Source organism: Streptomyces sp. NPDC005070 (genome assembly GCF_053600395.1).
In genome coordinates this window covers 1-14,546 of sequence record NZ_JBSFZS010000156.1, presented here as the reverse complement: position 1 = coordinate 14,546, position 14,546 = coordinate 1, and the positions used below count along the sequence as shown (strand labels likewise).

Sequence of the window (14,546 nt, the reverse complement as noted above, 5' to 3'; positions counted from 1 at the left end):
TTTTTTTTTTCCGGCCCCCACCGTTATCTACACCCTTAATCATACACTCTTTCCATACCCGCCGCTCTTCCGTTCGGGGGGCGCCGGGGTGTTCCGGGCGCCGCCCCTTCGTCGTACCGCCGCGTCCTACTTCGGCACGCTCGACGGAGCCGGAGCCGCCGGAGCCGGGATGGGGGAGCTCGCCACCGACTGGGCGGACTCCGCGTTGGCGAACACCGACGGGGCCGCCACCGCGGCCGACGGGTCGGGGGACTCCTCCTCCGCGGGCGCGCTGGGGCCGCCCACGATGCGGATCTCCGCGGCCTCGAAGGCGCGCTTGATGCGCCAGCGCAGCTCACGCTCCACGGACAGGGCCTTGCCGGGCATCGTCTTGGCCGAGACCCGGACCACCATGGAGTCGAGGAGGACGCTGTCCAGGCCCAGGATCTCGATCGGGCCCCACAGCCGCTCGTTCCAGGGCTCTTCCTTGCTGATGGTCTCGGCGACGTCGCCGATGACGGACCGGACGTGGTCCAGGTCCTCCGAGGCGCGGACCGTGACGTCCACACCGGCCGTCGCCCAGCCCTGGGAGAGGTTCCCGATGCGCTTGACCTCGCCGTTGCGGATGTACCAGATCTCGCCGTTGTCGCCGCGCAGCTTGGTCACGCGCAGACCCACCTCGATGACCTCGCCGGAGGCCACACCCGCGTCGATCACGTCGCCGACGCCGTACTGGTCCTCCAGGATCATGAAGACGCCGGAGAGGAAGTCCGTGACCAGGTTGCGGGCGCCGAAACCGATCGCGACACCGGCCACACCCGCCGAGGCGAGCAGCGGGGCCAGATTGATCTCGAACGTGCTGAGGATCATCAGCGCGGCCGTGCCCATGATCAGGAAGGACGCGACGGAGCGCAGGACCGAGCCGATGGCCTGGGAGCGCTGACGGCGGCGCTCCACGTTCACCAGCAGACCGCCGAGCGCCGTGCCGTCGACCGCCTCGGCGGTGCGGCCCATCCGGTCGATGAGCTTGGTGATCGCCCGGCGCACGAACACTCTCAGTATCGCCGCGATCACCAGCACCAGCAGGACGCGCAGACCTATGGCCAGCCAGGTCGACCAGTTCTCCTCGACCCAGCTCGCGGCGTGGGTCGCCTTCTCCTGGGCGTCCTGAAGCGTGGGGGTCACCGGACCGGTCGTCGTCGAGGGGGACGGCGACGGGGCCGGGCCGGCGGCCAGGGCCGATAGGACGGGCAGGGACACAGCAGGTACCTCCAGGCGTAGCGGTCTGCCCGCGGCGGGGACACGGGAGGGGTTGCCGTCCGGGCAGAACCACCACACTAACGGGGCATCGTGTGTGGATCGTTGTCATCTTCGGGGGAGAGGCCGTGCTCACCTGGGGATGTAGGGGGTGTGGTCGAAAACACTCCCAGCCCGTTACCGGGACATGGTGGCGCCACCACCAGGCATGAGGGGAGACTGACTGCAGATCGTCCCGGCGCGAGCCACGCGCCGCCGGCGTACAAGGAGGCATCCGTGCCGCACGTCCTGGTCCTCAACGCGTCGTACGAGCCGCTCGGCGTCGTACCGCTCCACCGCGCGCTCGTCCTCGTCCTCGAGAACAAAGCCGTCTGTCTCGAGGAATCCGGCGCCTTCATGCACAGCGCGACCGTTACTGTCCCCGCACCCAGCGTGGTCCGGCTGAAGAGGTTCGTCCGGGTCCCCTACCGAGGGCCCGTCCCGCTGACCAGGCGAGCTCTGTTCGCCCGCGACGGCGGCCGGTGCATGTACTGCGGTGGCGTCGCAACCAGCGTCGACCACGTCATCCCGCGTTCCCGCGGGGGTCAGCACGCCTGGGACAACGTGGTGGCGTCCTGCCGCCGCTGCAACCACACCAAGGCCGACCGCCACCTGGTCGAGATCGGCTGGCGCCTGCGCCACAAACCCGCCCCGCCGACGGGGCTCGCCTGGCGCATCATCGGAACCGGGCACAGGGACCCGCGCTGGATGCCCTACCTGCAACCGTACGGCGCGGACGACGCCATGGCCCGGATCGACGGCATCTCAGCCTGACGATCCGGGCCTTCGTGATGGTGGCGCCGGCCGCCATCACTTCCGGCGTCGGGAGGACCCCCGTGCCTCCCGGCCGCCGGCACCCGTGCCGCACGGGCGCCCGGGCCTGCCCGGCGCCGCCCGCCCGCGGGCTTCACGGGCGCTCGGCGCTGCCCACGGGCCGGACGCGTGCGGTCACGCCTGGCGCAGCTCCGCGGGCCGCACCGAGCGGCGCAGCAGGGGCAGCGAGGTGGCCGCGGCCAGCAAACACGCCGCGTAGACGGCGACGGGGACGACCAGCGGCAGCACCGGCACGAACCCACCGCTCGCGAGCTGCCCGTACCAGACACCGATCCCGAGGCCCCCGGCACCGGCCAGCGCGATCGCCGGGGCGAGGGGCAGGGCCGTCTCCAGGAGCAGGGCACGGCCGAGCACGGCCGACGGGACTCCGGCGGCGGTCTGCGCGGCGAGACCGCGGCGGCGGGTGGCCAGCGATTCGGCGGTTCCCACGGCCAGCCCGGACAGGGCGATCGCGAGGGCGAGCAGGATCGCGGCGCCCACGAGATCGACACCGGTCGTGTAGAAGGACAGGTCGGCGGGCAGCGCGTCGCGGTCCCGCCCGGCGAGGGCGTCGAGCAGCACCTGCCGCACGCCGACGAAGCCCGTCCCCACGACGGTCACCAGCAGGACCGCCGCATGGGTGCGGGCGCCCGCCCACGGATCGTCCCGCAGCCGCTCGGCCGCGATCAGGACCGCCGGGTTCCCGGTCCGCCCTGCCAGCACGCGCCCCGTCAGCCGGGCGCTCGCCCCGGCCGCCCAGACGGCGCCGACGCCCGTGATTATCACCACGCCGAACACGAACGGCGGGGCCGTCTCGAACCCGCCGAAGGTGCGCGGCGCGAGGGCGAGCCCGGTGAGAAGCGTCACGAGAGCCGTCAGGGGAACGGCGAGACCCGGCCCCCGCCCGCGGTCCCGGCGCACCCAGCCGAGCGGCGAGGCCAGCACCCGGCGCAGGGCGAGGGCGCTCACCAGCGCGCCCAGCACGGGCACGGCGAGCGCGATTCCCGCGAAGCCGGCCCAGACGACGGCCGGCGGGTTGTGCCACTGGCGCAGCAGGACGGGGACGCCGACGGCGGTGGCGACGGCCGAGCCGGTCAGGCACGCGAGGCCCGTCTCCAGAGCGGCGATCCGCCGCACCTGCGCCGGGCCGGCCCCCGCCAGGCGCAGCGCGGCCAGCCGCCGGTCGCGGTGCACGGCCCCGACGCGGGCGCACTGGCCGAGGAAACCGAGCACCGGCACCAGCAGGAGCAGCAGGACGAGAACCACGCCCGCCCGTTCGCCGGGCTGTCGCAGCAGGCCGTGGGCGAGGGGCAGGTGGTACTGCCCCTGGAGCGAGGCGATGGCGACGGCCGCCAGACAGAGCCCCGTGGCCAGGGCCGCCCCGGCGGCCGTCAGCGCGACCCGCCACCCCTCGCGCCGGTCGGAACCGCGGGTCAGGAGCAGCGCGATACGGAGATCGGTCCTCACCGGGACACCTCCGTCGGGGCCGCCGGGGCCGTCGCCGGGGTGCCGGAGCCGGTCACGACCCCGTCCCGCAGCGCGACCTCACGGTCCGCGTACGCCGCCACCTGGGCGTCATGCGTGATCAGCAGGACCGCCGTGCCGGCCTCCCGGGCGGTGTGGATCAGGGCGGTCATCACCTGCTCTCCGGCGAGGGAGTCCAGCGCGCCGGTCGGCTCGTCCGCGAAGACGGCCTTCGGATCCGTGACGAGGGCCCGCGCCAGCGCCACCCGCTGGGCCTGGCCGCCGCTCATCTCACCGGGCCGCAGTGCCTCCTGACCTCGTACGCCGAACCGCTCCAGCCACTCGCCCGCCCGCTCCCGCGCCGCCGCCCGGGAGGCACCCGCGAGCAGCAGGGGCAGCGCCACGTTGTCGGCGGCGGTCAGCTCGGGGATGAGCTGCCCGAACTGGAACACCACGCCGAAGTCCGTGCGGCGCAGCTCGCCGAGCCGCTTCTCGGGGAGCAGGTCGAGGCGCTCGCCGCCGTACTCCACGGTTCCGCCGTCGGGCCGGACGATGCCCGCCAGGCAGTGGAGCAGGGTGGACTTGCCGCTGCCGCTGGCCCCGGTGACGGCGAGGACCTCGCCCGCGGCCAGGTCCAGTGAGGCGCCGCGCAGCGCCCGGGTCGGGCCGTGCGCCTTGACCAGGTCCCTGGCGGCCAGAAGGGGGGTGCTCATGCTGTGTCGACCTCCGCGGTCAGGGTGGTGAGCCGGGCCGCCGTGGTCGTCATCCAGCGGAGGTCGGCGTCGAGGTGGTTGAGGGCGTAGTCGGCCGACAGGACGGTCGCGAGCCCGGCGCCGGGCGCCGTCTTCACCGCCGTGAGCTCGCGCATCCGCGCCATGTGCGCGGCCCGCTGCGCCCGCAGATAGCCGGCCGGGTCCGCCGAGGCGAGGATCGAGACGACGACCTTGGCGAAGATCTCGTTCGTCACGAAGGGCGCGGGCGGCGCGATCTCGCCCGCCCAGCGCGCCAGTTCGCGCGTTCCGTCTCCGGTCGAGCGGTACAGGGTCCGCTCGGGGCCTCCGTCCGAGTCGGTGCCGTCGACCGCCGCGAGACCGTCGCGGACCAGCCGCTGCAACGTCGTGTACACCTGCCCGTAGGCCAGCGGGCGGGCCTGCGGGAAGCGTTCGTCGTGCCGTCGCTTGAGGTCGTACCCATGGCTGGGTCCTCCGGCGAGCAGCCCCAACAGAATGTGACGGGTACTCATGGAGATCAGTATGCACTCAAGATATGTACTGAGTGAATAGTTGGACGCGAAAAGCTGATCGCGAACTGCCGGGGGTGGCGGGGAGCGCCGGGGACGCCGGGGAGTGCCGAGAACCGCCGAGGGGCCTCAGTCCGCGACCGCGTACGCCTCCGCCGACCACAGCGAGTATCCGTACGCCGTGGCCCGCCGCATCCCCTGGACGCGGACGTGGCGGACGTCGCGTTCGTCGAAGCGGAGGGATTCGCGGCCGCCGCGGCCGTCGGTCACGGTCGTCGCCGTGCGCCACACGCGTCCGTCGGCGGAGACCTGGACGCGGTACGCGGACGGGTGCGCGTCCTGCCAGGTCAGCACGAGCCGGCCGAGGCGCACCGGCTCGGCGAACTGCACCTGCCACCAGGCGCCGTCGTCCACCGTGGAGGACCAACGGGTCGTCGGATCGCCGTCGTTGGCCGCCGAGGCCGGGAAGTCGGGAGTCTCGTCGGCGGACGAGGAGGCCGTGCCGGTGCGGGCGAGGTCGGGGCCCGCCGTGCGCGGGAAGGCGCGGACGGTCAGGGTGCGGGTCCGGGCGCCGAAGGCGACCGTCACCTCGTACGAGCCCGACGGCGTTCCCGGCGGGACCGTGACCTCGACGACGCTGTCGACGACGGCGCCGCGCGCCAGGGTCGGCGAGGGCCGCGCGACCTTGACCCGGATGCCCTCGGGAGCGCGTGCGGTCAGCTCACCGCGGACGCCGGTGGGACGCAGGGACGTCAGCCGGGCCGTGATCCGCTCCGTGCCGCCGATCTCCACGTCCGTCGTGGAGCGGGCCAGGTCCAGGGCCGCGGCGGGCGTGTCCGCGAACCACGGCACGAGATGGCGGACCTGGGAACGCCCGGGTCCGACGACCCGCAGCGCGTCCACGCGCACGCCCTCCGCCCCGATCTCCGCCGCGCCGAGCTCCGTCGCGCCCCCGGCGGTGAGGGCGCCGAGGTACCGCCAGCCCTCGCCCGGCACGTGCGCCTCGACGAAGCCCGTCGCGCCGGGGTCGGTGAGCACGCTGACGTCGCTGAGGATGCGGGGGCGCGGGAGCAGCACGACGCGGCCGTCCTGCCCGTCGCCGTCACCCCTCGTGCCGTCCGGCGCGCTTTCCGCGCCGTCCGCGGCGCCGTCGCCCCGTCCGCCCGTGCCCGCCGTGCCCGCGCCGCCGGTCCCCGTGCCCCCGTCCCCGGTCGGGTCGGGGTTCTTCGGGGCTCCCCGGCCGGTGGAGGACTCGTTGTCGAGGCCCGCCCACTTCTCGTACGCCGTGCGGGCCCGCGTCAGGAACGGGTCGAGCACGCCCGTGCCGACCTTCACCTCGCTCGCCGCGAGCTCGCGGCGCAGCCGGTTCAGCGCGCGGTACGCCGTCCACGCCGCCGTCGCGTCACCGTTCGACTGGGCGTCGAGGAGTGCGACGGCCGTCTCGCCTGCCTCGCCGTAGCGCGCCAACTGCCCGGTCCAGGGCTCCACTTCGGTGGCGATCGGGCGGCCCGCCAGCCGCCCCGGCGTCTCGCGCATCACGGTGAAGGCCGCGCGCAGCCGCCCGGCCGCACGCTCGCCCGCGGCGCGGTCCGTGCCCGTCCACGCCTGCCAGAACGCCTCCATGAGCGGGCGCAGATACGCCGACTCCTCACCGCCGAGGACGGAGGACGCCTCGTTCCCGGCCAGCGCGCGCAGCGCGTCCGCGTCCTCGGCGTCCCCGCCCGCGAGATCCTCGATCGCGGCCTCCCAGGACTCCTGGGGCCGGTAGTCCCGCGGGTTCCACGCGTAGTCGGCCGTCGTGAACAGCGGGATGCGGGAGGCTTCCGCCTGGGGCATCGCGTTGGCGAGCAGAGCCGCCGAACCCGTGGCCACCGCCGGGTCGCGCCCCTGGTAGGGGCCGAGGAACACGCGGTCCTGCGCGTAGTCGTTGACGGGGTAGTTGTCCATGGTGACGAGCCGATGGCTGCCGAACACCGCCCGGGTGCGTGCCAGTTCGCCGCCGGTGATGGTCTTCGGGACGACACCGATGCCCGTCCAGGCGACCTCGACGCCCCGGTCCAGCGCGCCCGCCAGCTTCCGGCGGTAGTCGGTCGAGCCGTCCTCGTAGTACTCCGTCGGCATCAGGGACAGCGCGGCCACCTCCGGGTGACGGGCGGCGAGATGCCGGGCCACGGCGTTCGCCACCCGCGCCTGCGCCCGCGCCGCCGCCCCGGGGCCGGAGCCGAACGCGTCCGCGTCCTCCTCGCAGTGCCACTCGGTGTAGCTGACGTCCTGGAACTGGAGCTGGAAGGACCGGAACCCGAGCGCCCACATGGCGTCGAGCTTGTGTGTCAGGGCCTTCACGTCGGCGTCCGAGGAGAAGCACATCGCCTGTCCCGGGGCCACCGCCCAGGTCAGCGTGACGTGATTGCGGAGCGCCCGTTCCGCCAGGTCCCGGAAACGGGCGCGCTCCCCGGCCGGGTACGCCTCACGCCAGCGCGCCTGCCGGAACAGGTCGTCGCCGGGTGCGTACACATAGCGGTTCTGCTTGGTCCTGCCCATGAAGTCGAGCTGCGCGAGCCGCTGTTCAGGGGTCCACGGGCTGCCGTAGAACCCCTCGGTGACGCCCCGTACGGCGGTGCCGGGCCAGTCGCGGACGACGGCACCGGCGATCCGGCGGTCGGCGCCGAGGAGTTGGCCCAGGGTCTGCACTCCGTGGAACAGGCCGTCCTCGCCGACTCCCGCGAGCGCGACCGTGTCCCGGCCGTCGGCGCGGCCGACGGCCAGCCGGTAGCCGCCGGAGGGGAGGTCGGCGCGGGGTGCGGCGCCGAGCGCCGTGAGCGCCCGCTCCAGGGAGCCCGAGGAGGCGCGCGTGACGCCGAAGGCCCCCGCGCCCCGCCCGCCGGTGTCCGCGGCGTCCGTCCCCAGACGCACCACCAGGGCGTGCGCCGGGAGCGCGTCACCGTCACGCGCCGTCGTGATCGTGCGTGCGCCGGCCCGTCGCAGCAGCGCGCGCAGCGCTTCGAGGGCGTACGGGTCGAGATCACTGTCCGGGGCGTACGTGTCGACGCTCACGCCGGGGGCGTACGGGGTCAGGGGGACGCCCGGGAGGTACGGACCGGCCGGAGCGCCCGAGCCGCCGGACGTGTTCGGCGCCGGGGTGACCAGGACGACCTCGTCCGTGACGGTCACCCCGGCGCCGTTCGCGCGCAGCGACTGGGGGCGGGGCCAGACGGCGGGCACCGTGCTTCCGGTGGGTTCCCGGTCGCTTCCGGCGGGCACGCGGTCGTCCGCGGAGGCCGCCGGTCCATGGGGTGCCGCGAGGGCCGCGGGGGCCGTGACGAACGTGCTCGCGACCACGGCGAACGCCAGTGCGGTCGCTCCTTTTCCACGCCCGAGTCGCACGGTTCCCCCTCGTAGCCCGCCGTCCCGGCTGCGGCTTCGGTGTGCCGTCGAGCCCACCATTCGGGTGGTGAAGGTGTCAACGAGAGTGGCCGAAGTGCCGGGATTACCCCAGCCTGGAGGTGCGGTCCGGCCCCGCGGGACGGCGACGGAATGTGACCAGGAGCACGTTGTCCGTCCGTGAGCGTCTGCCGTCGCGCCCACGGGGTAGGGCTGCGATGACCGCCCGGGGCATCCGTTTCCGGCACGAACCGCCGGAATGCCCCCCGGGCGCCGTATCCGACCTCGACAAGGAGGCCCCCGTGGCCGCATCGGCACACCTGCTCCTGACGGCCCTGTCCGAACGTGCGGCTCGGACGTCCGTCCCCGGCCCGCGCGCCGGCCGGGCGTCCGCCGAGCCCGAGGGCGCCCACCTGTGTCCGCTCGGCTCGGAGGGCGCCTGCTCCGCGGCACCGCTGACGAGCGAACCCCCGCTGCCCGACGCCGAGCCGCTGACCAGTGAGCCGCCGCTCGCGGACGCCGCGCATCTGACGAGCGAGCCCACCTCGACCGGCGCCGCGTCGGGGGTCTGATGGCACCCACCGGGCCCGCCGACCCGCCACGGACGGCCTCGGAGCCGGCGCCGCGGACGCCCCTGTCCCAGCTCGCCGAACTGCACGGTGTCGCCCCCGCGTACAGCCCGTCCCCCGGCCGTACGGTCGCGGCGCCGGACACCGCGCTCGTCGCGATCCTGGCCGCGCTCGGCGTCGACGCGAGCACCCCGGAAGCCGTCCGGGCCGCCCTCGCGCTGCACGAGGCCGAGACGGCGGAGCGACTGCTGCCGCCGACCCTGGTGTGCTGGGGCGGACTCGTCCCCGCCGAGGTCGCCGCACTGCCGGACGGCACCCGTCTGAGCGTCACCACCGAACAGGGCGGGTCCCGCGCGTCCGCCGAGAACCTTCCGCCCGGTGTCCACACGCTGCACGCCACCGCCCCCGACGGCCGGGCCGCCGACGCCCACCTCGTCGTCGCCCCCACCCGGCTGCCCGCGCCGCCCGGACGCGCCTACGGCCTGCTCGTCCAGCTCTACTCCCTGCTCTCCCGCCACTCCTGGGGCATGGGCGACCTCGGCGACCTCGCCGAGCTGACCGCCTGGGCGGGACGCGCGCTCGGCGCCGGATTCGTCCAGGTCAACCCGCTGCACGCGGCCGTGCCCGGCGACCCCACCGACCCCTCTCCCTACCGGCCGTCCTCCCGCCGCTTCCCCGACCCGGTGCACCTGCGCGTCGAGGACATCCCCGAGTACCCGTACGCCGAGGACCAGGACCGGCTGCGCACGCTGCGGGAGCGCGCCGAACGTCTGCGCGACTCCGTTCTGCGCAAGGGCGCGCTCATCGACCGCGACGCCGTGTGGGAGCTCAAGCGCGAGGCGCTCGCGGCGGTGCGCGCCGTACCGCTCGGACCCGGACGGCAGGCCGCGCACGCCGACTTCCTCGCCGAGGAGGGCCGGGCGCTGGAGGACCACGCCACCTGGTGCGCGCTCGCCGAGGTGCACGGCTCCGACTGGCGGAACTGGCCCGTGGCCCTGCGCGACCCCCGCTCGCAGGCGACCGCCCGCGCCCGGGGCGAACTGATGGACCGGGTCGACTTCCACAGCCGGCTCGTCTGGCTCACCGAGGCCCAGCTCGCCCGCGCCCAGCGCTCCGCGCGCGACGCGGGCATGGCCATCGGTCTCGTGCACGACCTCGCCGTCGGGGTCCACCCCGACGGAGCCGACGCCTGGGCCCAGCAGGAGTACTTCGCGGCCGGCATGTCCGTCGGCGCGCCCCCCGACGCCTTCAACGCGCGCGGCCAGGACTGGGGCCTGCCGCCCTGGCGGCCCGACCGGCTCGCCGCCTCGGGCTACGCCCCCTACCGCCGGCTGCTGCGCGCGCTCCTGCGCCACGCCGGCGCCCTGCGCATCGACCACGTCATGGGCCTGTTCCGGCTCTGGTGGATCCCCGAGGGGCAGCCGCCCACCGAGGGCTCGTACGTCCGCTACGACGCCGAGGCGATGCTCGCGATCCTCGTCCTGGAGGCCTCGCGGGCCGGAGCCCTGGTCATAGGCGAGGACCTCGGCACCGTCGAACCCGGGGTGCGCGAGAAGCTCCAGGAACGCGGAGTGCTCGGCACCTCGGTGCTGTGGTTCGAACGCGACTGGGACGGGGACGGCCTGCCCCTGCCGCCCGAGGGCTGGCGCGCCGACTGCCTGGCCACCGCCACCACCCACGACCTGCCGTCCACCGCGGCCCGGTTCACCGGCGAGCACGTCGAACTCCGTGACCGGCTCGGCCTGTTGACCGGCTCCCTCGACGAGGAACGGGCGGCCGCCGGCGCGGACGTCCGGGAGTGGCTGGCGCTGCTCTCCCGGCTCGGGCTGCTGCGCGGTCCGAGCGGCGGGGCGCCCGCCTCGGTCGAGGAGGCCGAGATCCAGGCCGTGCACCGCTTCCTGCTGCGCACCCCGGCCCGGCTGATCGGTGTCTGGCTCCCGGACACCGTCGGCGACCGCCGCCCGCAGAACCTTCCGGGCACCTGGGACGAGTACCCCAACTGGCGGCTGCCCGTCGCCGATGCCGAGGGGCGTCCGGTGACCCTGGAGGAGCTGGCCGCGTCGCCCAGGCTGCACGCCCTCATCGACGTGGTGAGGGCGGAGAGCGAGGGCACGGGTGCGTCCGGGAGCCCTCCGGAACAGCCGCCCCGTGCCCCGTGACCTCCGTACGGCACCCCGGGCGCGCGGCCCCGCCGGGTGTTCGCTACGTTTGCACCGTGGACAAGAAGAACGCCCTGCGCGCCGGTGCCCTGGCGGCCGGCACGACGCTGATGATGCTGCTCATGTCGTCCCCCGCGCTCGCGCTGACCCGCGACGACGGCGACGACCCCGGCTCCGGCCTGAGCGTGATCGAGACGCTCGGCCTCTACGTCGCGCTGCCGCTCGTGCTGTTCGGGGGCATCACCGCCCTCGTGATGGTCCTGGACAAGTCCCACAAGCAGCCGAAGCAGGGCTGAGCCCCGCACACCGACTCCGTGCCGAGGGAGTCCGCGTACCCACGGGTGCGCGGATTCCCTCGACCCGTTTTCCGGCCCTCAGCCCCGCCGCACCTCGTACAGGAAGCAGCCGTACTCCACCGCCCGTACGTGGACCAGCACCACCTCAGGGTCCGCGAACGCCTCCGTGAAGGCCTCGCCGAACGCGGACGGTGTCCCGACCAGCCGCCCGCCCAGGATGCGTCCCTGGGCCGAATAGCGGCGGACCGTGCGGTGGGCGTTCGTGAACGGCAGGGCGTCCGTGTCCGGGCCCGCGCACTCCTCCGCGTGGATGAAGACCGGGCCCGTCTCGTCGTAGGGGCCCGGCTCCGCGCCGCCCCGTGCCGCCCAGCGGCGCAACGGGGCGTAGGAGACCAGGCAGACGCGTTCTCCGGGCTCGCTGCGGCGCAGGCAGCACCGCAAGGGGGCCCCGCCCTCCTTGTCGGTCAGCGGGACGGGCCGGCGGCCCGCGTCGTCGGTGTCGCGGAGCTCCTTCAGAACGGCCGCGCCGATGGGCTGTGCGGTGTACGTCGTCATGTCCCAAGGCTCACGCCCGCGACGGCCCGGCACCGGCGGGAAACGGACATCGCGCTGTGTGCGGGTCCCGTGGAAGGATGGCGCAACCCACACATAACGAGGAGATGACCGCGTGCCTGGCACAAACCTGACCCGCGAAGAGGCGCAGCAGCGGGCGAAGCTGCTCACCGTTGACTCGTACGAGGTCGAACTCGACCTCTCCGGCGCGCAGGAGGGCGGCACCTACCGGTCCGTGACCACGGTGCGCTTCGACTCCGCCGAGACCGGCGCGGAGTCCTTCATCGACCTGGTCGCCCCGGCCGTCCACGAAGTCACCCTCAACGGCGACCCGCTCGACCCGGCCGAGGCCTTCGAGGACTCGCGGATCGCGCTGCCCGGCCTCCTGGAGGGGCGCAACGTCGTCCGCGTCGTCGCCGACTGCGCCTACACCAACACCGGTGAGGGCCTGCACCGGTTCGTCGACCCCGTCGACCAGCAGGCCTACCTCTACACCCAGTTCGAGGTGCCGGACGCCCGCCGCGTCTTCGCGTCCTTCGAGCAGCCCGACCTCAAGGCCACCTTCCAGTTCACCGTGAAGGCGCCGACCGGCTGGACGGTCATCTCCAACTCGCCGACCCCGGAGCCCAAGGACGACGTCTGGGTCTTCGAGCCCACGCCGCGGATCTCGACGTACATCACCGCGCTGATCGTCGGCCCGTACCACTCCGTGCACAGCGTGTACGAGAAGGACGGCCAGACCGTACCGCTCGGCATCTACTGTCGCCCCTCGCTCGCCGAGTTCCTCGACTCGGACGCGATCTTCGAGGTCACCCGGCAGGGCTTCGACTGGTTCCAGGAGAAGTTCGACTACGCGTACCCCTTCACGAAGTACGACCAGCTCTTCGTGCCCGAGTTCAACGCGGGCGCCATGGAGAACGCGGGCGCGGTCACCATCCGCGACCAGTACGTCTTCCGCTCCAAGGTCACCGACGCCGCGTACGAGCTGCGCGCCGAGACGATCCTCCACGAGCTCGCCCACATGTGGTTCGGCGACCTGGTCACCATGGAGTGGTGGAACGACCTCTGGCTCAACGAGTCGTTCGCCACCTACACCTCCATCGCCTGTCAGGCCTACCACCCCGACAGCCGCTGGCCGCACTCCTGGACCACCTTCGCCAACTCCATGAAGACGTGGGCGTACCGGCAGGACCAGCTCCCCTCCACCCACCCGATCATGGCCGAGATCCGCGACCTCGACGACGTGCTCGTCAACTTCGACGGCATCACGTACGCCAAGGGCGCCTCCGTCCTCAAGCAGCTCGTCGCCTACGTCGGCATGGACGCGTTCTTCCGCGGCGTCCAGGCCTACTTCAAGGCCCACGCCTTCGGGAACACGCGCCTGTCCGACCTGCTCGGCGCCCTGGAGGAGACCTCCGGACGCGACCTCGGCACCTGGTCGCAGAAGTGGCTCCAGACCGCCGGCATCAACATCCTGCGCCCGGAGATCGAGACCGACGCCCAGGGTGTCGTCACCGCCTTCGCCATCCGCCAGGAGGCCCCCGCGCTGCCCGCCGGCGCCCAGGGCGAGCCCACGCTGCGCCCGCACCGCATCGCGGTCGGCCTCTACGAGCTCGACGGCGCCAGCGGCAAGCTGGTGCGCGACGAGCGCATCGAGCTGGACGTGGACGGGGAGCTGACCGCCGTACCGCACCTCCTCGGCAAGCGCCGCCCCGACGTGATCCTGCTCAACGACGACGACCTGTCGTACGCCAAGGTCCGCCTCGACGAGGACTCCCTCGCCTTCGTCACCGAGCACCTCGGCGACTTCGAGTCCTCCCTGCCGCGCGCCCTGTGCTGGGCCTCGGCCTGGGACATGACCCGCGACGCCGAACTCGCCGCCCGCGACTACCTGGCCCTGGTGCTGTCCGGCATCGGCAAGGAGTCCGACATCGGTGTCGTGCAGTCGCTGCAGCGCCAGGTCAAGCTCGCGATCGAGCTGTACGCCGACCCGGCCGCCCGCGAGGCGCTGCTCACCCGCTGGACGGACGCGACGCTCGCCCACCTGCGCGCGGCCGACGCCGGCGGCGACCACCAGCTCGCCTGGGCGCGCGCCTTCGCGGCGACCGCGCGCACGCCGGAGCAGCTCGACCTCCTGGAGGCGCTGCTCGAAGACCGCGAGACCATCGAGGGCCTCGCCGTCGACACCGAGCTGCGCTGGGCGTTCGTCCAGCGGCTCGCGGCCGTCGGACGCTTCGACGAGGCGGAGATCGCCGCCGAGTACGAGCGCGACAAGACCGCCGCCGGCGAGCGGCACGCGGCCACCGCCCGCGCCGCCCGGCCCACCGAGGAGGCGAAGGCCGAGGCGTGGGCCTCGGTCGTCGAGTCCGACAAGCTCCCGAACGCCGTGCAGGAAGCGGTCATCGGCGGCTTCGTGCAGGCCGACCAGCGTGAGCTGCTCGCCCCCTACACGGACAAGTACTTCTCCGTGGTCAAGGAGATCTGGGACGCCCGCTCGCACGAGATCGCGCAGCAGATCGCGACCGGCCTCTACCCGGGCATCCACATCGCCGAGGACACCCTCGCCAGGACGGACGCGTGGCTGGCCTCGGCCGAGCCCAACGCCGCCCTCCGGCGCCTCGTCTCGGAGTCCCGCTCGGGTGTCGAGCGTGCTCTGAAGGCGCAGGCGGCGGACGCGCGCGCGGCCACCGCCTAGGAACGCATCAGGAACGCACAGACCCCGAGGGGGCGGGACGGTGGGGTGCCGTCCTCCGGAACGGGTCGAGCGGTGAACTGAAGGACGCCTCCAGGGTGGTGG

General features: G+C 73.8%; 11 protein-coding genes. 5 read left to right on the top strand and 6 right to left on the bottom strand.

What is annotated here, in order from left to right; translation table 11 throughout:
• Nucleotides 1–126 precede the first annotated feature (126 nt).
• Nucleotides 127–1,239: a mechanosensitive ion channel family protein gene (locus ACWEBX_RS33125; protein WP_451888463.1), complete on the bottom strand. Its 1,113-nt coding sequence runs from the start codon at nucleotides 1,237–1,239 to the stop codon at nucleotides 127–129.
• Nucleotides 1,240–1,512: 273 nt separating this feature from the next.
• Between ACWEBX_RS33125 and ACWEBX_RS33120 the strand changes: the two genes are divergently transcribed.
• Complete coding sequence (locus ACWEBX_RS33120) at nucleotides 1,513–2,049, top strand: HNH endonuclease (RefSeq protein WP_037618871.1); 537 nt, start codon at nucleotides 1,513–1,515, stop codon at nucleotides 2,047–2,049.
• A gap of 174 nt (nucleotides 2,050–2,223) precedes the next feature.
• Here the strand turns inward: ACWEBX_RS33120 and ACWEBX_RS33115 are convergent, their stop codons facing one another.
• From ACWEBX_RS33115 to ACWEBX_RS33100, 4 genes are all read right to left on the bottom strand, one after another.
• On the bottom strand, nucleotides 2,224–3,555 hold the full coding sequence (locus ACWEBX_RS33115) for an FtsX-like permease family protein (protein ID WP_451888462.1): 1,332 nt from the start codon (nucleotides 3,553–3,555) through the stop codon (nucleotides 2,224–2,226).
• Nucleotides 3,552–4,265 (bottom strand): ABC transporter ATP-binding protein, encoded by a 714-nt coding sequence (locus tag ACWEBX_RS33110; RefSeq protein WP_451888461.1) that lies wholly within the window; start codon nucleotides 4,263–4,265, stop codon nucleotides 3,552–3,554. Before ACWEBX_RS33110 ends, ACWEBX_RS33115 begins: the two co-directional genes overlap by 4 nt.
• Nucleotides 4,262–4,795, bottom strand: coding sequence for a PadR family transcriptional regulator (locus ACWEBX_RS33105; RefSeq protein ID WP_451888460.1), 534 nt, complete (start codon nucleotides 4,793–4,795; stop codon nucleotides 4,262–4,264). The genes ACWEBX_RS33110 and ACWEBX_RS33105 overlap by 4 nt, the downstream gene beginning before the upstream one ends.
• Nucleotides 4,796–4,921: 126 nt before the next feature.
• Nucleotides 4,922–8,176, bottom strand: a complete 3,255-nt coding sequence (locus ACWEBX_RS33100; protein WP_451888459.1) for a beta-N-acetylglucosaminidase domain-containing protein — start codon at nucleotides 8,174–8,176, stop codon at nucleotides 4,922–4,924.
• A gap of 299 nt (nucleotides 8,177–8,475) precedes the next feature.
• Here ACWEBX_RS33100 and ACWEBX_RS33095 point away from each other — a divergent pair, with 299 nt between their 5' ends.
• From ACWEBX_RS33095 to ACWEBX_RS33085, 3 genes are read left to right on the top strand one after another with little or no spacing between them, the layout of a single operon-like run.
• Nucleotides 8,476–8,745, top strand: a complete 270-nt coding sequence (locus tag ACWEBX_RS33095) for a hypothetical protein (protein WP_451888458.1) — start codon at nucleotides 8,476–8,478, stop codon at nucleotides 8,743–8,745.
• Nucleotides 8,745–10,901: a 4-alpha-glucanotransferase gene (gene malQ / locus ACWEBX_RS33090; protein WP_451888457.1), complete on the top strand. Its 2,157-nt coding sequence runs from the start codon at nucleotides 8,745–8,747 to the stop codon at nucleotides 10,899–10,901. Before ACWEBX_RS33095 ends, malQ begins: the two co-directional genes overlap by 1 nt.
• A gap of 56 nt (nucleotides 10,902–10,957) precedes the next feature.
• Complete coding sequence (locus tag ACWEBX_RS33085; RefSeq protein ID WP_339129379.1) at nucleotides 10,958–11,197, top strand: hypothetical protein; 240 nt, start codon at nucleotides 10,958–10,960, stop codon at nucleotides 11,195–11,197.
• 78 nt (nucleotides 11,198–11,275) lie between these two features.
• Here the strand turns inward: ACWEBX_RS33085 and ACWEBX_RS33080 are convergent, their stop codons facing one another.
• On the bottom strand, nucleotides 11,276–11,752 hold the full coding sequence (locus ACWEBX_RS33080; RefSeq protein WP_451888456.1) for a DUF1203 domain-containing protein: 477 nt from the start codon (nucleotides 11,750–11,752) through the stop codon (nucleotides 11,276–11,278).
• Nucleotides 11,753–11,864: 112 nt separating this feature from the next.
• Here ACWEBX_RS33080 and pepN point away from each other — a divergent pair, with 112 nt between their 5' ends.
• Nucleotides 11,865–14,444, top strand: a complete 2,580-nt coding sequence (gene pepN / locus ACWEBX_RS33075) for an aminopeptidase N (RefSeq protein WP_451888455.1) — start codon at nucleotides 11,865–11,867, stop codon at nucleotides 14,442–14,444.
• Nucleotides 14,445–14,546: the final 102 nt, after the last annotated feature.